We start from the raw sequence: 22097 nt of genomic DNA on the forward strand, positions 1-22097 counted from the left end.
AGATTACTCTCCTAGACTAAAATAATAATAGAAGTAAAACTATTAAGCTGCTGAGTCTGGATACTCAGTTTAATATAAGCAATATGGGATTCTTCGATTCTGAGATAATTCAGCAAGAAGCAAAACAGCTGTTTGAGGATTATCAAGCACTAGTCAAGCTTGGTAATAACTACGGCAAATTTGACCGCGATGGCAAAAAGCTATTTATTGACAAAATGGAAGCCATGATGGATCGGTATCGCATCTTTATGAAGCGCTTCGAGCTATCAGAAGATTTCATGGCACAAATGACAGTAGAACAACTGAAAACACAATTAGGTCAGTTCGGTGTCACCCCGCAACAAATGTTTGACCAAATGCACGTCACTTTAGAACGGATGAAAGCCGAACTAGAAAAACCAGCTTAAAAAAAGTTAGGAGTTTGGAGTTAGGAGTTAGGAGTTAGGAGTTAGGAGTTTGGAGTTTGGAGTTTGGAGTTAGGAGTTTGGAGTTAGGAGTTCTCAATAAACTCATAACTCATAACTTATCACTCCTAACTTTAATTTGACTTAGGCCGAGAAAACTGGGAAGGTGGCTTAAAGTTTTCTACTGGTGTGTTCTTAAGTGCCTTCTCCATAAAATCTTTCCAGATGGGAGCAACCATACCGCCACCCGTCGCCCGACTAGCTAATTGTCTGTTGTCGTCCCTTCCCACCCACACAGCAGTTGTTAGTTGTGGCACAGTGCCAACATACCAGATATCCTTTTCTGAGGAAGTTGTACCCGTCTTCCCAGCGCTTGGACGATCTATGGCAGCACCTTTACCAGTACCATTAGTAACTACCGTTCGCATCACATCGATAATTGCTGCTGAGGCCCAAGGATCGAGAACTCGCTGTGGTTTAGGGGTGTTATCTAATAACACGTTACCACTACTATCGGTGACACGGGCAATTACAGTGGGTGGAGATTGCCAGCCATAATTAGCAAAGGTTGCATAGGCACTAGCCATTTCCAGGGGAGTAACACCAATTGCACCTAGAGGCAGAGAGCTAACAGGTTCCATCGGACTCATAATGCCCAAGGTGCGGCAGGTTTCTATGACTCTATTCATGCCCACAGCCTTACCAATTTTGATCACAGGAATGTTACGTGACTGGGCTAAAGCTGTGCGGATTGGCATAGCTCCGCTAAAACCCCCATCATAATTTCTGGGAAAGTACCAACCGTCACCATCTCGATAACTGACTGGGGCATCTACCACCGTTGAGTCTGGCCCATACTTACCAGTGGCAAAAGCAGTATAGTATACAAACGGTTTAAAGGAAGATCCAGGCTGACGTTGAGATTGAGTTGCACGATTGAATTCACTGGTCTTAGGATCTACACCACCCACCAGTGCTTTGATAAAATGCGTCCGGGGGTCAATTGCTACCAAGGCGATTTGATTCTTAGATAATCCCTGACCTAGCAGTGATTTATGCCACTTGCTGACAGTTTCCTCTGCCATCATTTGGAAATTGGCATCAACTGTAGTTTGTACCCGCATCCCGCCTTTAAGCAGTGTCTCACGCCCAAACTTTTTAGCCAACTCCTGCGCTACGGTATTGGTTACATAAGGTAGGGCACTACCTTGAAAGGATTTGATTTTACCATATTTGATTTCTTGCTTGAGGGCACTGTCGTACTCTGACTGATTGATCCAGTTCAACTCCAGCATCCGTCCCAGCACTTCTTTTTGTTTCTGTTTTGCCAGTTTAGTGCTGGCAAACGGGCTGAATTCTTCTGGTGCTTGGATCAAACCCGCCATCATTGCTGACTCACCCAAGGTTAAATATTCTGCTGACTTATTAAAGTAACTGCGGGCTGCCGTTTGTACACCATAATTGTTATGACCCCAATAAACTTGATTGAGGTACATTTCTAAAATTTGGTCTTTAGTGAGAATTTGCTCTAACCGGATTGCTAGCACAGCCTCTGCTAACTTACGGGTAAAGGCACGCTTGCGAGATAAAAATAGGTTTTTTACCAATTGCATAGTAACAGTAGAGCCACCCTCTTTGACTCCACCTGCTACAGCGTTAACTACTACAGCACGGCCAACACCAGTAGGGTTGATACCGTGGTGATCGTAGAAGTGGCTATCTTCACTTGCTAATACTGCCCGTTTTAAATTCGGGGAAATTCTATCCAGGGGCACAACTTCCCGGTTGGCTTCCCCGTGGATACTGGTTAAAAGTTTACCCTTAACGTCATAGATGTAAGTTGTTTCTGAGGGAAAGAAGTTACGTAGCTGTCTGACATCTGGCAAATTGCGGAAACTAATGGCTAAACCAACCAGTCCTCCGGCTACAATGGAACTTGCCAGCATGGTCATTGAGAGGAGAGTACCGCCAGTTACCTGACCGACTCCTTTCAAAAACTCAAAACCTGATGAAGCCCGACGTTGTGGCTGTTTATCTTCAAAAGTCCTAGAAGACGACACGGCGATTTCACTTCCTCACTTGTAAATTTAACTGTAATTGATTGGACGGAGCAAGGCGGTTAATTTTTTGCAATTATAGTAGTTTGGCAGATGAGAAAGCGGATAAATTGCAAGTGTTTATAACCAACTTAACTTCTAATGTGCAAAACATAGCTAACAGTGGATTTTCTAGTATGACGCCAGATTTTGCTTGGCTGCGTCGTGGTGTGGTAGAAGTTTTCCCACAACCAACTGATGTTAACAGTGAAACTCTAGAAAAGCGCTTGGTAACTACAAACCAACCTTTGAGGATCAAATTGGGTATTGACCCTACAGGTACTGATATTCATCTTGGTCATAGCATACCAGTACGGAAACTGCGAGGGTTTCAAGATGCAGGCCATATAGCAGTTCTGATTATTGGCGATTTTACCGCACGTATTGGCGATCCAACAGGTAAATCTGAAGTGCGTCGTCAGCTTACAGAAGCAGATGTAGCCCAAAATGCTCAGACTTATCTCGATCAAGTACGCCCTATCTTGGATTTTGACACACCAGGAAGATTAGAGGTACGTTATAACTCAGAATGGCTCTCTAAGCTCAACTTAGAGAAAATTTTGGAGTTACTCTCGACGATGACGGTGGGGCAGATGTTAGCGAAAGAAGGATTTGCCGATCGCTATAAAAAAGAGAATCCAATTTTTATCCATGAGTTCCTGTACCCCTTAATGCAAGGTTTTGATTCCGTTGCCGTTGAGGCAGATGTGGAATTGGGAGGGACTGATCAAAAATTTAACATTGCTGTAGGCAGAGATTTGCAACGCCATTTTGGTCAAAAACCCCAGTTTGGGATGCTAATGCCGATTTTGATTGGCACGGATGGGGTGCAAAAAATGTCCAAGTCTTTGGGTAATTATATTGGTTTGTCAGAACATCCGGGGCAAAAATATCAGAAGTTACAAGGAGTTCCAGATAATCTGCTGAAGGAGTATTTTGAACTGCTGACAGATTTACCTTTGGATCAACTGCCAGAAAATCCCCGCGATCGCCAGACACTTTTAGCTTATGAAGTTGTCAAACAGTACCACGGTGAACAAGCAGCCCAAGAGGCAAAAGTTGCCGCCCAAAGCGGTGGAATGGAAGGTGCAGTTCCAGAATTCTCTCTAGCTGAGGTATCGCATCCCACTAAGTTAGCGTATATTCTCAATGTCACTGGTTTATGCAAAAGTACGGGTGAAGGTAAGCGAAAAATTCAAGAAGGTGGAGTGCGCTTAGATGGCGATCGCATTACCGATGTTGATACTACTTTTGCTTCTGTTGCTGAATTACAAGGTAAGGTTTTACAAGTTGGGAAAAATAAGTTTGTCCGATTAGTGCCTTAAATGGGGAGTGGGGAGTAGGGAATGGGGAATAGGGAACAGGTAGAAAAACGAGTTATTGTGGCTTTGGATGTGGCGGATGAACAAAGTGCGATCGCTCTTATAGATCAACTCCCGCAAGTGCTTTGGTGGAAAGTCGGCTTAGAGTTGTTTACCAGCACTGGCCCGAAAATTCTAGAAGTGCTAAAGTCTCGGCAAAAGCGCATTTTCTTGGATTTAAAGTTTGATGATATCCCCAATACCGTTGCTGGTGCTTGCCGGAGTGCAGCTACATACGGAGTGGATTTACTGACAATTCATGCTACTGCTGGTAGAGATGCCCTGAAAGCCGCAACTGAGGCGGCACAGGAAGGAGCTACAAAAGCAGGTGTACAACCACCAAAGTTAATTGCGATTACACTGCTAACGAGCATTTCTGCTAGACAACTGGCGTTTGATTTAAAAATACCCCTAGAATTGCCAGAATATGCTCTAGAAATGGCCCTGCTGGCTCAGGAATCTGGTTTGGATGGGGCAGTTTGTTCGCCTCAAGAGGTGGCACAACTACGACAAACTTGTGGAGATGACTTTTTGCTAGTTTGTCCGGGGGTTAGGCCAACTTGGGCTGATATTGGCGATCAAAAGCGATCGCTCACCCCAGCACAAGCAATTACTGCTGGCGCAAATTATCTCGTGATTGGGCGTCCCATTACTACTGCTACTGAGCCGGAGTTAGCCTGGAAGAGGATTTCTGAGGAGTTAACCACGGTGGGATGAAGCTAAAAGTCAGTAAGAAGCCGGGGGATCGGGTGCAGGGTGTAGCGCTCAAAAAGAAAAATTATAGTTGGCTTTTAGCTTATGGCTTCTGGGTTTTAGTATCAAATAGCCAAGCTTTACCAGCGTTCTCGATAAACCTCACCCCTAAACCCTCTGCGATCGCAGAAAAGGAAAATGTCAACGGTGGGGCGAAGTCTTTGTGTTCTGAGCAAAATTTAGAAACATTAACTATACAGCTACTGCAAGATTTACCTAGTTATACTAATCGCGCTAGTCAACGCGCCCGCCGCCTCAGCAGAAGCAGTGATGTTTACAGTTATATATTAGTGGCAGGAAGACCTGAGTTTATTCCTCTGCCCCTTAACCTTGAAGAATATAGTGCAGACGCTTCTAAAAGTTCTGCATCAGGAGTTGAGCAAGTTTTCTTTACTACCTTAGAGCGGCAGTACATAGGAAAGAAAGCGGTAGAATTGCAGGAATTCCACTGGCTATTGTTGACTAAAACTAAAATTGGTTGGCGTTTAGTGATGATGTTTTCTCAAACTGGTTCCTATTCAGGACAGCACCCACTATCTCCGCCACGCGATAGTAGTAATGGCACTGTTGCCCAAGGAGTTAAAACTTGGTTACGCGATTGTCAAGCTGGAAGTGTACGTCAGAATAATTCGTAATTAATAATTCGTAATTCGTAATTACCACATAAGGGACTTCCAACAAATAAATTACCCAATTTTGTAGGGTGGGCATCTTGCCCGCCTTTGGATACGGGCGCTGGTGTCGCCCACCCCACAAGAAGTAGTTGAGTATTTTTTTATTTGGAAGTCCCTAACTAAAGTCGGAGAGAAGTTGGATAGCAGGTTTCCTCGGCTCCAAACTTCGGAGGGCTTGAAACAAGTGAATTTATTAATTACGAATTACGAATTATTCGGTCAATAAAACCTAATTCTAAATCTTCGTAAATTAGGAGAATATTAAATAATGTCTAAAATACTCACTCAAATTATTTATGAACAGGATTATCACTTGTGGTTAGAAACTACGTTGAAACAATTGCAAGAACGAGATTTAGAGCATCTTGATTGGGATCATTTGATTGAGGAGATTGAAAGATTGGGTAATGAACAGAAACACAAGCTCGAAAGTTATCTACTGCAACTTCTCAAGCATTTGCTTTTATATCAACATTGGAGTCTTCCTGAATGTAAAAATCATTGGGAAGTGGAAATTGATAATTTTCGGGTGGAACTCAGGAAATTAACCAAATCTAAAAACCTCTACAACTATCTGCTCACGGTACTTGAAGAAGTCTACATTGATGCGCTACGACAAGCAAAAAAGAAAAGTGGTTTGAATTGTTTTCCACAAACTTGCCCTTATAGCATTGAGCAAATTTTAGATGTGGATTATTTACCACCATTTATTTATTGAGAAGGTGTATAAGTCAGAAAAATAAGCAAAAAATTTTTGATGAATAAACTCAAAAGCTCTATTAATAAAAGCTTGTAGAGCTATTTATTACTTTAAAATACTCTTGCACGATATAGCCCTTTATTAAAGGTAGGCAAACTTCCAGCACAGTGTACTAGTACAACGGGTGCGGAAATAAACATACCATTTTCTTATGGCGCAATAGCTTATAGCAATCCTTGCAGGAGTTATGAAAATGCGCGATGTCCAGATCCCCGACTTCTTTGAGAAGTCGGGGATCTAATTTTTCAGGAATGATTTAGGATTGCTATAGAATACAATTTTTTTACTTTTGACCAAATAATTATTAATTCATAATTCATAATTCATAATTCATAAATTTTAAAATGGGTACAGAGCCGCCCACGCTCATTTTTAAATCAGTGGTCAAAAAGACAGTGGAGCATTTCTTGCTCCCACTGATTTAAATTATGAATTATTAATTATCAATTATGAATTAGTTTGACTTCCGCCTTGCGGTGCTAGCTTGTATCAGTGTAATTGCGCCTGTATCTATGGGAAGATTTTGAGGAAAAATAGCTGATAAATAGCGAAAAAAAAGCAGGCATTATTTAAAAACGAAGGCTAGCTTGAATTTAATCGTTGTGACTCCCGTTTTTTGGCGATAACATGTAAATAAGTTTACTTTAAGCTTCTCAAACCGCATTTGGCGTTATTTTTTTATGGAGATTCAGTTAATCAATATCGGTTTTGGTAACATCGTGTCTGCCAATCGAGTAGTTGCCATTGTCAGTCCAGAGTCTGCCCCGATTAAGCGGATTATTACCGATGCACGGGACAGGGGTCAACTGATTGATGCAACTTACGGTCGGCGGACTAGGGCTGTAATTATCACCGATTCCAGCCATGTAATTCTGTCAGCGATTCAGCCGGAAACGGTAGCGAATCGCTTTGTGATTTCCCGCGATCATCAAACTGTAGATAATTGATTAAGAGTAGATTAACAATCTCACTTTTATTTCCACCGTATCGGTAGTACCATGTGAATTAGACAAGTTTTCTGTCACCCTTGCTACAAATTCTTTAGTCACTAGTGGATTTGGCCAGGAACACAAGACTAATGAATAATATCTATTGATTGATTCACAGATTGAGGGGATGATGCCAGTTTTACCCATCCAGAGTATTGCTACTACCGAAGAACGCTTACATTTAGGCAGGTTGATTGTCTTAACTGGCCCCAGTGGGGTCGGTAAAGGCACTTTAATGCGATCGCTCCTAAAACGTCATCCAGAACTTTATTATTCCGTATCTGTGACGACTCGTTCTCCCCGTCCAGGAGAAATCGATGGCAAAGATTATTACTTTATCAGCCGCAGTAAGTTTGAACAATTACTTGCTGAAGGTGAATTTTTGGAATGGGCAGAATTTGCTGGGAACTATTATGGCACTCCCCGTGAAGCTGTACTTAACCAAATTCATTTTGGCAAGTTAGTCGTGCTAGAAATTGAGCTAAAAGGAGCAAGACAAATTCGTGCTTCCTTCCCCAGTGCCTTCAGCATTTTTATTTTACCGCCTTCTTTTGATGAATTAGAGAAACGGATACGCGATCGCGCCCAAGATTCTGAAGAAGCGATCGCCCGTCGTCTAGTCCGCGCCCAGGAAGAAATTCAAGCCGCCGATGAATTTGATATTCAAATCATTAATGACGATTTTGAAACTGCTTTAAATGACATTGAAACGGTTTTGTTTCAATAAGTTTGGAGAGACGCGATTAATCGCGTCTGTTTGGAGAGACGCGATTAATCGCGTCTGTACAGGAGTTATGAATTTAAACTCCTAACTCCTAACTCCTAACTCCTCATTTGTAAATTAACCAAATAAACCTTGAATTACTCCCAGATTGCTAGTCAAAAAGTAAGCAACTACTGCACCACCAATACCACCAATTAAGAAAGAACTGGCGAAGTTGTTCCAGCTTTCTTTAGAATTAAAAGCATCTACCGGAGGGTTAGGTACGGTAACGCTAGGAAGTGCTTTGGGTGGATTGCTATTAGCATACAGAGATAGGGCACCGGTAAGAACAACAACCAAGCCAATGGCTGCTAGTAAACCAGCCAAGTTAGCGTTAGCTGTGTCCCGCAGTGGGCCCAATTTGGCAAAAGGGCCAAATATCCAGTAACCATGAGCCATGCCAACTTCTAAACCGCGTCTGGCAGGAGCGAGTCCTGGGCGATAGGCAGGTAAGTTATTAATGAACCATTTGATTAAGGGAAAAGCATTTACTGGGGTTTCTAGATTGCCCAGTTGCGGATCGCGAAATGCAGGGAAAACAACTTCCCCATTTCTCGGATCGCTGGGGAGATTCTTTGATGCATCTACTGCTTGTGCCATATTTTATGTTCGCCTCTAAATTTAAAATGGTGGCATTTTTATATTAATAATAATTGTAGCTAAAGATGTCTTTTGGCTAAGAAGTTTAGAAAAATTAATTTAGCTAGTTTTAAAAGTGTGAAACTCGCGAACTGTAAACAGGATCGCGAGTTTCAAAAAACTCTTTGTGCTGCCTATTTTGGTGATAATTCTGCCTAACTAAGCTGAATACATCAACTACATAATTCTAGGCAAAACACAAGACATTCAACTGTGCTAAATTCCATTTTCCACTTATGGCAGTGGGTGGAAAAGTAGGTCTGGGAAGAAGCGGTTGAATTCAATTAAGATACCTGCTGTGATGAACAGCCATATCGTAGCTGCCACTGGCGCTGTAGTAAGAAACTTAACCAAATAGGCTGATTGGTTGTTATTGTCTGCCATGAATTTAGTCTCCAAAACAATTAGTTAAGCTGATTTAGCGTGGGGAAATGGGGATTTCTGTATCCTTGGCTGTTAAGTTTCCAGAGAGAAACTCTTGGAGTGCTGCTACTGGCCAAGTAAAGCCTGACGCTATTATGGGTAGTGCCAAACCAAGATCGATTTGGACTTCTTTTAGTTCAGTGTTCGGCTCTTTTTTGACCGCTTGCAGATAGGCACGACCTACCCAGCCAATCCAACCAGCAATATATAGAAACAGAATGCTGGGGATCAAAAAGTCACCAGCATGATCTAGACGGCCATCAACAATTAAGTGGGGGTAACCCTCAGGGCCGCACAGCTCCTGAGAATAACGTTCAAACCGCTTTCTTCCAGATTCGGGATCGGCGGTGGTATTACGGGCATTAGCAGCTAGCTGTTGAAAAGCGGGATTATCCTTGCACGGTGTCAAATTAGCCCCTAAAGCTTGTGCTGGGGGGGCAAAATTGAACCAAAGACAAATCGCTAACATCAAAGCAAACAATCGTCGCATAGAGTTGTTTCCTTTTATTACAAAACAAAAAGTTCTTTGTACAAAACGAAGCGGCTTGTACAGTTGTTTATTTGCATAACTAGGAAGTCATCATACTCTTGGGTGGGAACCGAGTAAAGTTTAAGTAAATAAAAGTTAAAGCTTCTCAACCAAGATGAGTGAGGAATGGGGAGTGGGGAATGCTGAGGATAATAATTGATTGTAGTAGGGTAGTTATGGAGTGCTGAGTATAATAATTTTCATTGTACGGTAGTAAACAAGCAAGATTTTGTTTGTGCTACTAAAAACTCAGGACTCATAACTCCTTACTCCCTACTCCCTACTCCCCACTCCCAATGACAACCGTTTTAGCAATAGAAACCAGTTGTGATGAAACAGCAGTCGCAATTGTGAACAATCGTAAAGTTTGCAGTAGTATTGTAGCCTCACAAATTCCAGTCCATCAGCAGTATGGCGGGGTAGTGCCGGAAGTAGCGTCTCGTGAACACTTGGAAACGATAAATGTTGCGATCGCTCAAGCCTTAGAGCAAGCCCAACTAGACTGGGAGAAAATTGACGCAATAGCCGCCACTTCTGCCCCTGGACTCGTAGGAGCGCTGTTGGTGGGGTTAACTGCTGCCAAAACCCTAGCGATGGTACACAACAAACCATTTTTGGGAGTTCATCACCTCGAAGGTCACATTTACGCAACTTATTTGAGCGAACCAAGTTTAAACCCCCCTTTCTTGAGTTTATTAGTTTCTGGCGGACATACAAGCTTGATTTTTGTCAAAGATTGTGGTAGATACGAAACACTGGGACAAACTCGTGATGATGCTGCGGGTGAAGCTTTTGATAAAGTGGCGCGATTGTTAAAGTTGGGTTATCCGGGTGGCCCAATAATTGACAAGTTGGCGCAACAGGGGAATCCCCAAGCCTTTGCTCTACCAGAAGGGAAAGTTTCTTTACCTGGTGGGGGATTCCATCGTTATGATGCGAGTTTTAGCGGGTTAAAAACGGCTGTATTGCGTTTAGTGCAGCAGTTAGAGAAAGATGGTGGACAAGTACCAGTGGCAGATGTAGCAGCTAGCTTTCAGGAAACCGTCGCGCGATCGCTAACTAAAAGAGCGATCGCCTGTGCCCTAGACTATGGTCTAGACACAATTGCAATTGGTGGCGGTGTAGCAGCCAATAGCGGCTTGAGAAAAAACCTCCAAGCCGCCGCCGTTGAACATAACCTACGCGTCCTATTCCCACCTCTAAAATTCTGTACCGATAACGCCGCCATGATTGGCTGTGCCGCCGCCGAACATCTATCTCGTGGTCATACATCCCCCCTCACACTAGGCGTTGAGTCTAGGTTAGCCCTTACCCAGGTGATGAAGTTGTATCAACCTGAGTCGTGAGGAGCATGAGGAAAATGAGGGAGTTACTTGACTCCTAACTCCAAACTCCTAACTCCTAACTCCTAACTCCAAACTCCTAACTCCTAACTCCTAACTCCTAACTCCAAACTCCTAACTCCAAACTCCAAACTCCTAACTCCTAACTCCTAACTCCAAACTCCAAACTCCTAACTCCAAACTCCAAACTCCTAACTCCTAACTCCAAACTCCTAACTCCTAACTCCTAACTCCTAATTATTGACCGGATGTGAGCAGCCACTGCATCCGGCTGTTCCAACATAGCCAGGTGTCCGCAATCAGGAATTTCCAGAACATTGTCACCACAATATTGAAACAGTCTGTGAAAGCTAGCTAAATGGCGCACATACTTGGGTTCCATAACCTTATCTTCGGCACCAGCCAAAAAATAAACTGGCTGCTTCAATTGGGATACTAGCTCAGGTAAACGATTGATTTCTTCTTCGGTTGTAGAGTCTAACAGACTTCCCAGAGCTGCTTCCGGGTCAGCCACAACGAAATCAATCAGCCTCTGACGTGCCCAATAGCGCTCCAAAGGATGTGCCACACTGGCTCTGGTAAACAGCAAATCAATCAAAGGTATTTGGGACAGCCAGCGCGGGCGGACTTGCAAAAATTTCTGACCCGCCGAGCGAAACTGCTCAAAGGCTTCTTTGAGGTAAATACCGCCGCCAGCGTTGATACAGATAACTCCCTTAACACACTCAGGTATTTGATCTGCTCCCCAAAGAGCGATCGTACCTCCCAAAGAGTGACCAATGAGCCAAGCACTGTTAATATTTAGCTGTTTCAGGAGAATTGCTAAATCCTGAGCATACGCAGCCGGAGTATAAAGAGAATCAATTGTTGAGCCAAGCGCACTACTGGAGATGGGCGTTAGGCTCAAAGACGTTTCTGCCCGACTAAAATCGGTTTTTACCTGGGACTGAGATTCACCAAAACCCCGCAAATCATAGGAAAGGCACTGCAAATCATCTGATAGGCGGGAAATCACAGGTTGCCAATATCCACGGCTATTGAGCCAACCGTGGATAAATACTAAAGCGTGGGGGCAGGAAGTGGGAGCCGTTAGCTCGTATGCGTGTGGAACGCCCAAGATTTCGATAGTTGCCATACTTATATCGTACCTCGAAGGGCGGGTGCGACTAAATACGGAGTGCGAAGAGTTAGGAGTTAGGAGTTAGGAGTGAGGAGTTAGGAGTTATTAAAATAATTCGTAATTCGTAATTCGTAATTCGTAATTAAGTTTTGTAATGGAGATTTTAACCCCAATACAAAACTTATCGGTTACAGAACCGGGGGACTTAAACCCGCGGAACTTGTTAATTTTTAACTCATAACTCATAACTCATAACTCCTAACTTTTTTCATAACTTTTTCATTTATCTAACAACCTCTGTCGCACCCCTTCAGCAATTTTGTGACCCAGATATTCAGGAATCAGGCTTTCATTCGGCCCCAACAAGTAGAGAATTAGCCGTGTACGTCCGCGCCAAACCAGTAAATTTGCATTGACTACCAGCAGGTCTTCCTGCCAGATGGCGTACATCACTTTGTAAAATAATCCTGGTTGATTATCGGCTTCAATCATTAAGGCAGGGAGATGAAAGACCGGATCGACATAGAACTCAGTTTGTACCTGCTCTAAGCCAGTATCAAGATTGAATTCTACTGCCAGCATCTCTTCTACCTCAAACCGACCTCCTAAAGCTTCACGAATAGCACGACAGACATTTTCTGCGGTTTTCTCGGTCAAGGCTTTACTACCACGAGATACCAACAGTTTGATAAAAACTAACATTGGCGGACGGATCTGACCGTATAGACTCAGACCGTGAATAGTCAACCCATAAGCTGCTAATACACCAAAAATATCGCTGAGAAGAAAAGACTGGTTGCGGTAAGCAAAATGCAGGGCGCTTTTGCTACCTTCAGGTTTCAGCTCAATAACAGCGCGTCTAGTTTTATAGAGACGGTAGGCTAGCCGCAAATTTTGCAGTTGAATCTCACTGCTGACGAATTGCTCATAAAACTGGGGAAACGCTCGGTTAAAACGTTTTAGGAGTTCCAGTGTCGAAGATTTTAAACCAGAAGCCATTGTTAAGGGTAAGACTCGCTTGCTTTCATCACTTGGGGACTAGGGGCTGGATGTTGGGGACTGGGAATTGGGGAAGAATTTTCTTAAATACTTAGGATTTACGCAGAATATATCCCCCAACCCCCTTAACAAGTTGGCTCTTTCAGATCCCCCCGATAAATTCGGGGGGTTAGGGGGGAGTGCGCTTCGCGCACGCTACGCGAACGAGGTTTCAGGTTTTCACTGCGTAAGTCCTAATATTCAATCTCTTATATACAATTCACCCCTAAGCTAACTTGCATTTAAGCTCTATACGAGCAATTGCCAGGATTAAGTTTTTCCATTTTTAATTTTGAATTATTTATATCTTTACCCTTTTGGTGAATTTCTCCTAGCCTTTACAACAAAATGCTAAAGTTGAAAATGATTGGTGTGAAAAACGCCCTAACTGGCTGTTACCATTGCAAATCCCGAAAACAACCGAAAAAATTTGAGTGTAAAGGGTAGTAAATGGGGCTAGCTATGTTAGACGTAAATCAACACTCCTGAGAGTGGAAACCAATTCAGTTATACTACCCGAACCACGTTGGCATGGGTTTTTGGAAAACTTGGTTTAGTACTCCTGAATCTGTAGCGGCAAGTAGGACAAACTCCTTTGAAGAACATAGAGCGGATGCTGCGGGCAATTCCAACCCCAGCAGCCTTAGCGAAGCTTCTTCAAAGGAGACTCGCATCGTCTTCAGTACGGAACGAGATATTGACCTGTATGAGCTAGAAGAACTCTGTGATGCAGTTGGTTGGTCGCGTCGTCCTCTAAGAAAAGTGAAAAAAGCTATTGAGCATAGTTTTCTTGTCGCCTCAATGTGGCAGGTGAGAGGAAACCAAAAGCGGCTCATTGGTTTTGCCCGTGCTACCTCAGATCACGCGTTTAATGCCACTATTTGGGATGTCGTGGTTCACCCAGACTTTCAAAGTCAAGGACTGGGCAAGGCACTGATGAAATACGTTCTCAAAAAACTTAGGAGTGAAGAAATTAGTAATGTCACTCTCTTCGCCGACCCCCATGTTGTAGATTTCTACCGGACTATGGGGTTTATGGCTGATCCAGAAGGCATTAAAGGCATGTTCTGGTATCCTCACTAACGCTCTATCAAAATAAAACCCGATTTATCAAGAAAATCAGGTCAAATGGTGAAAATCTATTATTTTGATGTGGTTTTGCTTTTTTCAGCCGACGAAGGAGCAAGTATATATCTTGTAAAACTAAGTCGGCAAAAAATCTTTATCAGTGAAACAATGTAATCTATCTTGTGTTTGGCAAAAGATAAAAAAGATTAGGCATAAGCGGTCTGATATGATATAGTTACCTTAATGCTTTTGGTAAGGCGCGATCGCTTTGATAGGATAAAACCAAACCACAAAAAGCAGATAAGTCGAAACGGGATGTAGCGCAGCTTGGTAGCGCGCCTGCTTTGGGAGCAGGATGCCGCAGGTTCAAATCCTGTCATCCCGATTTGAGTAATACATTTAACAGATGAGGCGATTGACTAGAGTTATCTTGCTGAAATTTGCGATTAAATTATAAATTTTTACCGATAAAAACAAATTGCCTGTTATAGTGTTCAATTAGTGTTGAAGCCTAACAGGCAATTTTAGTTTTTAAGCAGTAAGATATTCCTGGCACTAAGCCTTGTATAGATTTGAGAAGATATTAAAGCAAACGCGATGGAACGATTGATTAAGTAATAACGTCACCCGATATTAGAGAAAGCCGAGAAAATGGCATTTATCATCTCCAAGGTCGAGAGACAGAGAGAGTTTTGATTGTCTGAGAAGACAGATAATAGGCATCTACAGCATTTCGTCGTGAATAACAAAACGAAATCGAGAAAAAGACAACTTAAGCACAGTCGATTTTTCAAAACGCTACTATAGCAACCCTAAATAGTTGCGGAATATTGGATTTTGACCGTTGAGGGTTAACACCCAACTTGAACGCGCACAATGAATTTTTTACAATTGAAATAGATTGCTATATAACTAAAGCTAGTTGGTGCTGTGCAACATCCAACCATTTGTTTAATTAATTGGACTATTAATGCAAGGAGCAATCATGAAATCATTTATTCGCTTGGGCGCAACATTGGGTATAGCTGGCACTGTATTTTTAACAGGGCTTTCAGGAATCGGCAATCTACCAGGAATAGGCAATCAACAGGCGATCGCATTGCCACAAGATCAGGTAGTGAAAAAGCTCCAAGAAGTACCTGTATTCACGCTCACCAATCCTAAAGGCGAATTTGTAGTACTTTCGAGGAACAACGAATCCAAGCCAATCTCGCAAGTGGGATTTTTTATTAGCAAGCAAGATGCTCAAAAATTCCTTGACAATCGGCTCAAAAAAGAAAACCCCCAGTTGGCAAGCACCCTACAGGTAAGACCTTTGTCCTTGGCAGACTACTATAAAATAGTTCAAGAAAGCAAAAAGAAATCAGACTCTGTAATTTATACTTTAGTGCCGACCCAAGCACAGGTAGCTTCGGCAACAAGTATGCTGAATCAAAATGGTAAAAAAGGGGAGCAATTTAATGGTATTCCCTTATTTGTACCCAAATTTAAGAAAGATAATAGCTATTTAACGATTCCCGTCCCCAACGGCAAAGAGCGGTATATCCCTTTCTTTTTTGAGAAAGAGCAAGCAACAGCTTTGTTAGACGAATTTAAAAAAGCCGTACCAAAGGAAGCAAACAACACTGAAATTCAAGTGGTGGATTTGTACGGTGTTATGGAAGCTCTCAATAGCAGTACCGACCCTAGTATAAATAAAATTGTTCTCTATCCATCACGGGAGTCGATCAATTTTATTCGCTCGCTTGCACCGAATCAATCTCCAGCTGCCAAGCCTGCTGCTGCACCCGCCACTCCAAAAAAATAACGGTTATGCACTCCAAGGTTGAGGCATGGGGGAGAAACATCTGATATCTGGTTTACAACTTTGGCAGTGGCGCAATACTGCTCTCCAAGCAGCGATCGCTACTGATATCTCACCAGCTGAGGTAGATTGGCTGCTGCTCGAAGTTGCTGGGTTAGACCGCTTGGCACTGCGTTTGGAGTCCTTTAAAAACTGGCCCGAAATTCAGCTGCAATTGCCTCTAGAAGAATTAGATCGTTTGTGGCAGAGGCGATTAAATGACCGCTTACCAGTGCAGTATATTGCCGGAGTTACACCTTGGCGTAAGTTTCAAATCGCAGTGTCAAGTGCGGTTTTGATTCCCAGACCAGAGACAGAATTATTAATTGATTTAGCTTTAGCATCTGCTAGTGATGCATCAGGAAACTGGGCTGATTTAGGCACTGGGAGTGGAGCGATCGCACTGGGATTAGCAGATGTCTTGCAAAATGCAACAATTTATGCAGTTGATTACAGTTTAGAAGCTTTGGCGATCGCCCAAACCAACGCCCATAATTTAGGTTTTGCTGACCGGATTCAATTTTATCAAGGTTCCTGGTGGGAGCCACTGACATTTTTAAAAGGTCAGTTCAGTGGTATGGTGTCCAATCCCCCTTACATACCCACCAGTACCTTACCTACTCTGCAACCAGAAGTAGTTAACCATGAACCGCATTTAGCTTTGGATGGTGGGGGTGATGGCTTAGATTGCATTCGCCATTTGATTGAAATCTCCCCTAGTTATTTGCAACCTGGTGGCGTGTGGTTAATTGAGATGATGGCAGGGCAGGCGGATGCAGTGCGAGAACTTTTGCAAAATCAAGGTAGCTATTGTAAAATTCAAATTCACGCTGATTTAGCTGGAATTGAACGCTTTGCCGTAGCTTACAAAAGTTAGGAGTTAGGAGTTAGGAGTTAGGAGTTAGGAGTTAGGAGTTAGGAGTTAGGAGTTAGGAGTTAGGAGTTAGGAGTTTGGAGTTTGGAGTTTGGAGTTAGGAGTTAGGAGTTTGGAGTTATGAGTTATGAGGTATGACAATTCCTCACTCTTAACTTAGTAAATATGACACAAGTTTCTTTAACAAATATCATAGCTGGCGCACGCGCTGGGCTTTTGGTGAGTTTTCCTACGGATACTGTTCCTGCGCTTGCAGCGATACCAGAAAAAGCAGCATTAATTTTTGCGGCGAAACAACGCAGTCAAGACAAACCTTTAATTTTGATGGCTGCTAATGCTGAAGATTTATGGACGTATGTTAAAGGTGATGAGAACGAGTATAAAGTTTGGCAAGAACTAGCAGATAAATATTGGCCAGGAGGGCTGACGTTAGTTTTACCAGCAAGCGATCGCGTACCAAAAGTTATGAACCCTACTGATCCAACGACAATTGGGATTCGAGTCCCAAACAGTGCGATCGCTCAAACTATTTTGGCGCAAACAGGCCCCCTTGCTACTACTAGCGCCAATTTTTCTGGTCAGCCGCCTTTGCAAACGATGGCAGAAATTGAAGTTCAGTTTCCCAAGGTTCTGACTCTAGAATACCAGGGTGAAATACCAGGGGTGGGTGTACCTTCCACCGTTGCTAAATGGACAGGAATAAATTGGCAGATTTTGCGGCAAGGTGCAATAAAGTTAGATATTTCCAGCGATAACTAAATATAGGTCGCTATAATATTGTCTTGCTGGTTTTAACAACAGAGAAATTTGGAACTTTAGTTTGCGCTGTTGTGATCAATTAACAAGTTAATAATTGCCAGATTATGAATTGGAGCAACTGGATATATCTAGGAGCAGGAATAGCACTAGGTATGAGTTTCCGTCAGTTATTTGGGCGATGGCTACGCCCAAAGCAGGCATCGCCTAATGTTTCATCTAGCTCATCTCCAGTAGCGCCATTAGATCAACAGGAGATGCCATCAATATCGCAACAGCTACAGCAAACGCAGCTAGCATACCTTATGGCAAGGGAAATGAGCCAGTTTAAAGGTGGTTTTTTGGCGCGGACTACCCATGAATTGCGATCGCCTCTCAATGGCTTGATTGGCTTGCATCAATTAATTTTGTCAGATTTATGCGAAGATCCGGCTGAAGAACGAGAATTTATTGGCCAAGCTCACGAACGAACGCTGAAGCTACTCAAGCTGATAGATGAAATTCTCAGCGTTGCCAGAACTGAACACGGTACTAATAAATTAGATATTCAGCCCACACCGTTAGCGCAAATTTTGGAAGAGGTTCATAAATTAACTTATATGCTGGCGGCTAATCGCAATTTTCCCTTGCAATTGTTACCAGCCGATCCAGAAATTTATGTTTTAGCAGATTATCTCTGGCTCCGCCAAATATTGATCAGTTTAGTAGACACTGCCATTACTCAAATGGAAGAAGGCAGTATTTGTATTTCTAGCAATATCTTACCTACAAATAATTTTGTAACCATTTGGCTGGATGTTCCAACTCATGCTATACCATCAAGCGAGCCGATTGATTTGCTCAAATGTGATGAGCAGCAGATCCAAATTGATCAAAAGGCTGCTCTTTCCCCAGGAATGAGACTATTAATCAATCAGACTTTAATGGAAGTTATGAGAGGAAAGTTAGAAATTTTGCCTTCGACCATTGGCAAGGAACTACATCAGGAGATTACCAGACTACAAATCTCTATCCCCCTAGTGATTCCTGAAGCTGAACTTCTGTAGCAGGAACGAAAGCAAGGTTAGGTAAGTTGTGTAACACCATCGTAGTGGTGGTGTTAGGCTGGAAACCAATCTTTTCGTAGAAACCCTGCTGGTGAGTAGTCATCAGGTAAACGCGCTCAACCCGCCTCATGCAGGGATGACTCAAAACGGTTTCTACTAACTTGCTTCCCAACCCACTACTTTGATACTCTGGATGAATCACAACATCCCAAATTGTGGCGCGATATATGCCATCAGATGTTGCTCTAGCAAAGCCAATGAGTCGATCGCTATCCGAGACAGAAATCACTGGTTCACTATTGGCAATGGCTATACCTAAATCTTCAATACTGCGTCCCTTTGCCCAGAAAGCTGAAACGTTTAACAGTTCTTGAAGTTGGGAAAGGTCAATTTCAGACTTGCAATCGCTAAATTGAATCTGAGACTCGTTCATGTATGGCATCCACCTTTGGCAGTATCTTTTTATATTTAAGCCATATTTTGCTAAAAATTGCTGTACGTGTATATGTAATTATTGACAAACCCACTTCCACAGAGGATGACTTGGCCCCTGCTGACGTATCTGATAAACTTGTTTTTCTAAACGCTGTTTTTCCGGTTGTGGTATTCCAAATAAGATATTCCGACTTTGCCAAACTAAAACAGCAGCAGTCATCCCAACGCAAAATGCTAAACCGAAGGTAGACAGTGGATGGTAGAAAAGTCCATATCGCACCGCTACCCAGGTAAAATATTGTTTCCACAGAGAAATTTCTGTACGTAGACCCCACAAACTAACAGGTGCAATGGTGAGCCACAAAAAAGCGACAAACAGCCATCTGCCATATAGTGTAAGTTTGTGTAGCCTTTGTACTTGTTCAATAAAGGATGGGTCAGTTATTGACGATTGTTCGGATTTATCCATAGGCTGTGGGAAGGTGGGGGATGAGGAAGATGAGGGAGCAGGGGAAGAATAACTATTGGTTATTAACCAATGCCCAATACTTCGACGCCGCTCAGTACAAGTGCCCAATACTTCGACGCCGCTCAGTACAAGTGCCCAATGATTAGTTACCAGCAGATGTATCAATCGACTCACCACTGACTACCACACTTTGACCGTTGCGCTCTCGCCACAAAGTTAGAAGAGTACTGGCAATGAAAATACTTGAATAAGCCCCCGCTGTAAAGCCAATAATTAGAGCTAAGGCAAAGTTTTTCAGAGTTTCGCCGCCAAACAGAAAGATGGCAAACAATGACAGCATTGTAGTAAAGGTTGTGTTGATTGACCGTCCTAAAGTTTGGTTAACTGCATCATCTACAATGTCAGCGATCGCTCCGTTAGGATTCGTCTTGAGGGTTTCCCGGATGCGATCGTAAATCACCACTGTATCGTTAACTGAGAAACCTGTAATTGTCAGTAGAGCAACGATGAACAGGCTATCTACTTCAGTACCCAATACTAAACCAAAAATCGAAAAAATCCCTGCCGTGATGAATACATCATGTAATAGAGCAACGATCGCAAACAATGCATAATCCAACTGGAACCGGAAGGTCAAATAAACAATAATGCCTGCAAAGGAAACTATCAGAGCGATCACACCAGAAGTAAATAATTCTTGCCCCAGAGTAGGGCCAACACTATCAAATTGGTTTTTTTGCTCGTCAAAAGTACCGACTTTTTCGCTTAAGGCATTTTGTAAGTTGCTACGCTGTTCGGGAAGCAAGTTTTTTGTGCGAATTAATATCCCATTTTCTGCACCTGTGCCTCTGTCAGCGACAATTTGGATGCTACTATCACCCAATCCCTGCGCTTTAGCTACTTCCCGAACAACATTGATATCAATTGGCTGGTCGCAGTTACCGGGTTTGGTACAATCGCGTTCAAACTGCAATCGTGTACCACCGATAAAATCCAAGCTGGGACGTAGGGGTGCTTTGATGTTCGGGTTTTGCCAAGAAATCACCATTGAGATGATACCAGCAAGAATGATGGCACTAGAAATAGCCCACCAAAGCGATCGCGATTTGTTAATACTTAGTTTCATTGAGCCACCTCTGCCTGATTTGTTGGCAGGTTCGGACAGAAAAGTTCTGGTTTCTTAAGCGCGGGAATTGTATATGCTAAAAACATTAAGGTGCGAGTACAAGTAATTGCTGTAAACATACTCACTGCTACGCCCAACGCTAACGTTAGGGCGAAGCCTTTCACCAAACCAGCCCCTAGCCAGAATAGTGCAGCACAAGCAATGACAGTAGTCACGTTGCCGTCTAAAATACTCGAAAAGGCGCGGTAAAAGCCAGATTCTATAGAACGATACAGGCTTTTGCCTGCTTGCAATTCTTCCCGCGTCCGCTCGAAAATTAACACATTTGCATCAACCGCCATCCCAATACTGAGAATAAAACCAGCAATTCCTGGCAAGGTTAGGGTGACACCCAACAAAGCAAAGGTAGCCCAGGTTAGCAGGGCGTAGATCAAAAGTGCGATATCGGCAATCAGCCCTGGTAATCTATAATACACTACCATAAATGTTAATACTAAAGTCAGACCACCTATACCAGCGTAGATACTACTAGTAATACTGTCTTTACCCAAGGTTGCCCCAACAGTGCGAATTTCAGCAATTTCTACTGGTACAGGTAATGCGCCACCACGTAACTGTACACCCAAGTCATTAGCTTCTTGTGCGGTAAACCGGCCTGTAATTACGGCGGAGCCACCACTAATACCTGCGGCAGCAAATTCTATACCCACCGTAGGAGCGCTAATCAGTTCATTGTCCAGAAAAACACCAATGCTCCGCCCAGTACCAGCAAGATTTTTCGTCAAATTGGCAAACAGTTGACCACCCTGTTGATCGAAGCGAATGGCAACATTCCAGTTGTTACCTTGAGTGGGTTCACCATAAGCATCCTTGAGGTATTTGCCAATTAGCGGTGGATTGGTGCTTTCAAACAATTCAGCGATCGCTTGATTACTTTTTTGTAAATCTTCTTGATTCTTAACTATTGCTGCTTTGTCAGTACTTTTTCTCAATTCTTCTTGCTTGGCTTTCAATTCGGCTCTAGATGCTTGGAAAGCAAGCAGTTGGGTTTCTGTATTCGGCTTTTGGGTACGAAATTCTAACTGCGCCGTCCCTCCTAGCACCCGTTCAGCTTGCTCTGGATTATTTACCCCTGGCAATTGTACCAATATTTTATCTGTGCCGACTGTTTGGATTACTGGCTCAGAAACACCCAAACCATTAATCCGGCCTTCGACAACTTTCTTCACACCTTCCAATTCTCGTTCGGTGATTTTAGGAATTTCTGCTGATGGTTTCACCTGAATTGTTAGCTGTGAACCTCCCCGCAAGTCTAGTCCCAGAGGTATCGGAATTGTCGCAATCACCGTAAAAGCGGCGATTATCAGGACTAAAATCAAAATTAATAGCGATCGCTGTCTTTGCATACCATAACTCGCAACTGACAAAGGCTATAATAGCGCTCTTTTGAGGAGTTATGAATTGGGAGTTAGGAGTTAGGAGTTAGGAGTTGGGAGTTGGAAGTTGGGAGTTGGGAGTTGGGAGTTGGGAGTTGGGAGTTGGGAGTTGGGAGTTGTAAATTCAATATTAAATTCTTAACTCCTCACTC

The 22097-nt window shown here is 43.0% G+C and carries 23 protein-coding genes and 1 tRNA gene; 14 read left to right on the forward strand and 10 right to left on the reverse strand.

Translation table 11 applies throughout. The features are described from left to right. The first annotated feature begins 83 nt into the window (after positions 1-83). Complete coding sequence (locus D1367_RS24730) at positions 84-407, forward strand: DUF1825 family protein (protein ID WP_118169007.1); 324 nt, start codon at positions 84-86, stop codon at positions 405-407. Positions 408-538: 131 nt separating this feature from the next. On the opposite strand, the gene D1367_RS24735 is transcribed toward D1367_RS24730, so the two are convergent. Next, positions 539-2464 carry a transglycosylase domain-containing protein gene (locus tag D1367_RS24735; protein ID WP_118169009.1) on the reverse strand — a complete coding sequence of 642 codons (1926 nt, stop codon included), beginning with the start codon at positions 2462-2464 and terminating at the stop codon, positions 539-541. Between the two features lie 173 nt (positions 2465-2637). Between D1367_RS24735 and tyrS the strand changes: the two genes are divergently transcribed. The 6 genes from tyrS (at position 2638) to gmk (ending at position 7764) form a co-directional block, all read left to right on the forward strand. After that, positions 2638-3825 (forward strand): tyrosine--tRNA ligase, encoded by a 1188-nt coding sequence (gene tyrS, locus D1367_RS24740; RefSeq protein WP_181985215.1) that lies wholly within the window; start codon positions 2638-2640, stop codon positions 3823-3825. Positions 3826-3846: 21 nt separating this feature from the next. Continuing rightward, positions 3847-4578 (forward strand): orotidine-5'-phosphate decarboxylase, encoded by a 732-nt coding sequence (gene pyrF, locus D1367_RS24745; protein ID WP_118169011.1) that lies wholly within the window; start codon positions 3847-3849, stop codon positions 4576-4578. Further along, positions 4575-5249, forward strand: coding sequence for a hypothetical protein (locus D1367_RS24750; protein ID WP_118169013.1), 675 nt, complete (start codon positions 4575-4577; stop codon positions 5247-5249). Before pyrF ends, D1367_RS24750 begins: the two co-directional genes overlap by 4 nt. 307 nt (positions 5250-5556) lie before the next feature. Continuing rightward, positions 5557-6006: a DUF29 domain-containing protein gene (locus D1367_RS24755; RefSeq protein ID WP_225892422.1), complete on the forward strand. Its 450-nt coding sequence runs from the start codon at positions 5557-5559 to the stop codon at positions 6004-6006. Positions 6007-6728: 722 nt separating this feature from the next. Then, positions 6729-6995, forward strand: a complete 267-nt coding sequence (remA, locus tag D1367_RS24760) for an extracellular matrix/biofilm regulator RemA (protein ID WP_012410221.1) — start codon at positions 6729-6731, stop codon at positions 6993-6995. A gap of 169 nt (positions 6996-7164) precedes the next feature. Further along, positions 7165-7764 carry a guanylate kinase gene (gene gmk / locus D1367_RS24770; RefSeq protein WP_118169016.1) on the forward strand — a complete coding sequence of 200 codons (600 nt, stop codon included), beginning with the start codon at positions 7165-7167 and terminating at the stop codon, positions 7762-7764. A gap of 114 nt (positions 7765-7878) precedes the next feature. On the opposite strand, the gene D1367_RS24775 is transcribed toward gmk, so the two are convergent. The 3 genes from D1367_RS24775 to D1367_RS24785 all read right to left on the reverse strand — a co-directional run bounded on the left by D1367_RS24775 (position 7879) and on the right by D1367_RS24785 (position 9352). Beyond that, complete coding sequence (locus tag D1367_RS24775; RefSeq protein WP_118169018.1) at positions 7879-8400, reverse strand: photosystem I reaction center protein subunit XI; 522 nt, start codon at positions 8398-8400, stop codon at positions 7879-7881. Between the two features lie 273 nt (positions 8401-8673). Beyond that, positions 8674-8823 (reverse strand): photosystem I reaction center subunit IX, encoded by a 150-nt coding sequence (gene psaJ, locus D1367_RS24780; protein ID WP_118169020.1) that lies wholly within the window; start codon positions 8821-8823, stop codon positions 8674-8676. Positions 8824-8857: 34 nt separating this feature from the next. Then, positions 8858-9352 carry a Photosystem I reaction center subunit III gene (locus D1367_RS24785; protein WP_118169022.1) on the reverse strand — a complete coding sequence of 165 codons (495 nt, stop codon included), beginning with the start codon at positions 9350-9352 and terminating at the stop codon, positions 8858-8860. Positions 9353-9687: 335 nt separating this feature from the next. On the opposite strand from D1367_RS24785, the gene tsaD reads away from it, so the two are divergent. Then, complete coding sequence (gene tsaD, locus D1367_RS24790; protein ID WP_118169024.1) at positions 9688-10737, forward strand: tRNA (adenosine(37)-N6)-threonylcarbamoyltransferase complex transferase subunit TsaD; 1050 nt, start codon at positions 9688-9690, stop codon at positions 10735-10737. Positions 10738-10960: 223 nt separating this feature from the next. Here tsaD and D1367_RS24795 read toward each other — a convergent pair whose 3' ends face one another. Then, entirely contained in the window at positions 10961-11869 is a 909-nt protein-coding gene (locus tag D1367_RS24795; protein WP_118169026.1) for an alpha/beta fold hydrolase, read from the reverse strand. Positions 11870-12133: 264 nt separating this feature from the next. Continuing rightward, on the reverse strand, positions 12134-12853 hold the full coding sequence (locus D1367_RS24800; protein ID WP_100899857.1) for a hypothetical protein: 720 nt from the start codon (positions 12851-12853) through the stop codon (positions 12134-12136). A gap of 570 nt (positions 12854-13423) precedes the next feature. Between D1367_RS24800 and D1367_RS24805 the strand changes: the two genes are divergently transcribed. From D1367_RS24805 to D1367_RS24830, 6 genes are all read left to right on the forward strand, one after another. Then, a complete protein-coding gene (locus tag D1367_RS24805) occupies positions 13424-13975 on the forward strand; it encodes a GNAT family N-acetyltransferase (RefSeq protein ID WP_118169029.1) in 552 nt (183 codons plus the stop codon). A gap of 296 nt (positions 13976-14271) precedes the next feature. Continuing rightward, positions 14272-14345 (forward strand) — tRNA-Pro (locus D1367_RS24810). 600 nt (positions 14346-14945) lie between these two features. After that, entirely contained in the window at positions 14946-15767 is an 822-nt protein-coding gene (locus tag D1367_RS24815; protein WP_181984951.1) for a Tic22 family protein, read from the forward strand. A gap of 25 nt (positions 15768-15792) precedes the next feature. Further along, positions 15793-16680 (forward strand): peptide chain release factor N(5)-glutamine methyltransferase, encoded by an 888-nt coding sequence (gene prmC / locus D1367_RS24820; protein ID WP_118169033.1) that lies wholly within the window; start codon positions 15793-15795, stop codon positions 16678-16680. Between the two features lie 162 nt (positions 16681-16842). After that, positions 16843-17436: an L-threonylcarbamoyladenylate synthase gene (locus D1367_RS24825; RefSeq protein WP_118169035.1), complete on the forward strand. Its 594-nt coding sequence runs from the start codon at positions 16843-16845 to the stop codon at positions 17434-17436. A 104-nt stretch (positions 17437-17540) separates the two neighbouring features. Then, positions 17541-18479 carry a sensor histidine kinase gene (locus D1367_RS24830; RefSeq protein ID WP_118169038.1) on the forward strand — a complete coding sequence of 313 codons (939 nt, stop codon included), beginning with the start codon at positions 17541-17543 and terminating at the stop codon, positions 18477-18479. Here D1367_RS24830 and D1367_RS24835 read toward each other — a convergent pair. From D1367_RS24835 to secD, 4 genes are all read right to left on the reverse strand, one after another. Next, entirely contained in the window at positions 18442-18912 is a 471-nt protein-coding gene (locus D1367_RS24835; RefSeq protein WP_118169039.1) for a GNAT family N-acetyltransferase, read from the reverse strand. The two genes, D1367_RS24830 and D1367_RS24835, sit on opposite strands and share 38 nt — an antisense overlap. Before the next feature lie 78 nt (positions 18913-18990). Further along, positions 18991-19383 (reverse strand): hypothetical protein, encoded by a 393-nt coding sequence (locus D1367_RS24840; protein ID WP_118169041.1) that lies wholly within the window; start codon positions 19381-19383, stop codon positions 18991-18993. 142 nt (positions 19384-19525) lie between these two features. Beyond that, positions 19526-20509: a protein translocase subunit SecF gene (gene secF, locus D1367_RS24845; RefSeq protein WP_118169043.1), complete on the reverse strand. Its 984-nt coding sequence runs from the start codon at positions 20507-20509 to the stop codon at positions 19526-19528. Further along, a complete protein-coding gene (gene secD, locus D1367_RS24850; RefSeq protein WP_118169045.1) occupies positions 20506-21915 on the reverse strand; it encodes a protein translocase subunit SecD in 1410 nt (469 codons plus the stop codon). Before secD ends, secF begins: the two co-directional genes overlap by 4 nt. Positions 21916-22097 lie beyond the last annotated feature (182 nt).

Origin of the sequence: Nostoc sphaeroides (genome assembly GCF_003443655.1) — a bacterium.
GTDB lineage: Bacteria > Cyanobacteriota > Cyanobacteriia > Cyanobacteriales > Nostocaceae > Nostoc > Nostoc sphaeroides.

What these genes read in the sequence shown, in the direction of transcription:
- D1367_RS24825 (WP_118169035.1), top strand. Translation starts at nt 16,843, where the DNA reads ATGACACAAGTTTCTTTAACAAATATCATAGCTGGCGCACGCGCTGGG.
- secD (WP_118169045.1), bottom strand. Translation starts at nt 21,915, where the DNA reads ATGCAAAGACAGCGATCGCTATTAATTTTGATTTTAGTCCTGATAATC.
- D1367_RS24835 (WP_118169039.1), bottom strand. Translation starts at nt 18,912, where the DNA reads ATGAACGAGTCTCAGATTCAATTTAGCGATTGCAAGTCTGAAATTGAC.
- tsaD (WP_118169024.1), top strand. Translation starts at nt 9,688, where the DNA reads ATGACAACCGTTTTAGCAATAGAAACCAGTTGTGATGAAACAGCAGTC.
- D1367_RS24795 (WP_118169026.1), bottom strand. Translation starts at nt 11,869, where the DNA reads ATGGCAACTATCGAAATCTTGGGCGTTCCACACGCATACGAGCTAACG.
- D1367_RS24750 (WP_118169013.1), top strand. Translation starts at nt 4,575, where the DNA reads ATGAAGCTAAAAGTCAGTAAGAAGCCGGGGGATCGGGTGCAGGGTGTA.
- D1367_RS24755 (WP_225892422.1), top strand. Translation starts at nt 5,557, where the DNA reads ATGTCTAAAATACTCACTCAAATTATTTATGAACAGGATTATCACTTG.
- D1367_RS24830 (WP_118169038.1), top strand. Translation starts at nt 17,541, where the DNA reads ATGAATTGGAGCAACTGGATATATCTAGGAGCAGGAATAGCACTAGGT.
- D1367_RS24815 (WP_181984951.1), top strand. Translation starts at nt 14,946, where the DNA reads ATGAAATCATTTATTCGCTTGGGCGCAACATTGGGTATAGCTGGCACT.
- D1367_RS24805 (WP_118169029.1), top strand. Translation starts at nt 13,424, where the DNA reads ATGGGTTTTTGGAAAACTTGGTTTAGTACTCCTGAATCTGTAGCGGCA.
- secF (WP_118169043.1), bottom strand. Translation starts at nt 20,509, where the DNA reads ATGAAACTAAGTATTAACAAATCGCGATCGCTTTGGTGGGCTATTTCT.
- gmk (WP_118169016.1), top strand. Translation starts at nt 7,165, where the DNA reads ATGATGCCAGTTTTACCCATCCAGAGTATTGCTACTACCGAAGAACGC.
- psaJ (WP_118169020.1), bottom strand. Translation starts at nt 8,823, where the DNA reads ATGGCAGACAATAACAACCAATCAGCCTATTTGGTTAAGTTTCTTACT.
- tyrS (WP_181985215.1), top strand. Translation starts at nt 2,638, where the DNA reads ATGACGCCAGATTTTGCTTGGCTGCGTCGTGGTGTGGTAGAAGTTTTC.
- D1367_RS24800 (WP_100899857.1), bottom strand. Translation starts at nt 12,853, where the DNA reads ATGGCTTCTGGTTTAAAATCTTCGACACTGGAACTCCTAAAACGTTTT.
- pyrF (WP_118169011.1), top strand. Translation starts at nt 3,847, where the DNA reads ATGGGGAATAGGGAACAGGTAGAAAAACGAGTTATTGTGGCTTTGGAT.
- D1367_RS24775 (WP_118169018.1), bottom strand. Translation starts at nt 8,400, where the DNA reads ATGGCACAAGCAGTAGATGCATCAAAGAATCTCCCCAGCGATCCGAGA.
- D1367_RS24730 (WP_118169007.1), top strand. Translation starts at nt 84, where the DNA reads ATGGGATTCTTCGATTCTGAGATAATTCAGCAAGAAGCAAAACAGCTG.
- prmC (WP_118169033.1), top strand. Translation starts at nt 15,793, where the DNA reads ATGGGGGAGAAACATCTGATATCTGGTTTACAACTTTGGCAGTGGCGC.
- D1367_RS24785 (WP_118169022.1), bottom strand. Translation starts at nt 9,352, where the DNA reads ATGCGACGATTGTTTGCTTTGATGTTAGCGATTTGTCTTTGGTTCAAT.
- D1367_RS24840 (WP_118169041.1), bottom strand. Translation starts at nt 19,383, where the DNA reads ATGGATAAATCCGAACAATCGTCAATAACTGACCCATCCTTTATTGAA.
- remA (WP_012410221.1), top strand. Translation starts at nt 6,729, where the DNA reads ATGGAGATTCAGTTAATCAATATCGGTTTTGGTAACATCGTGTCTGCC.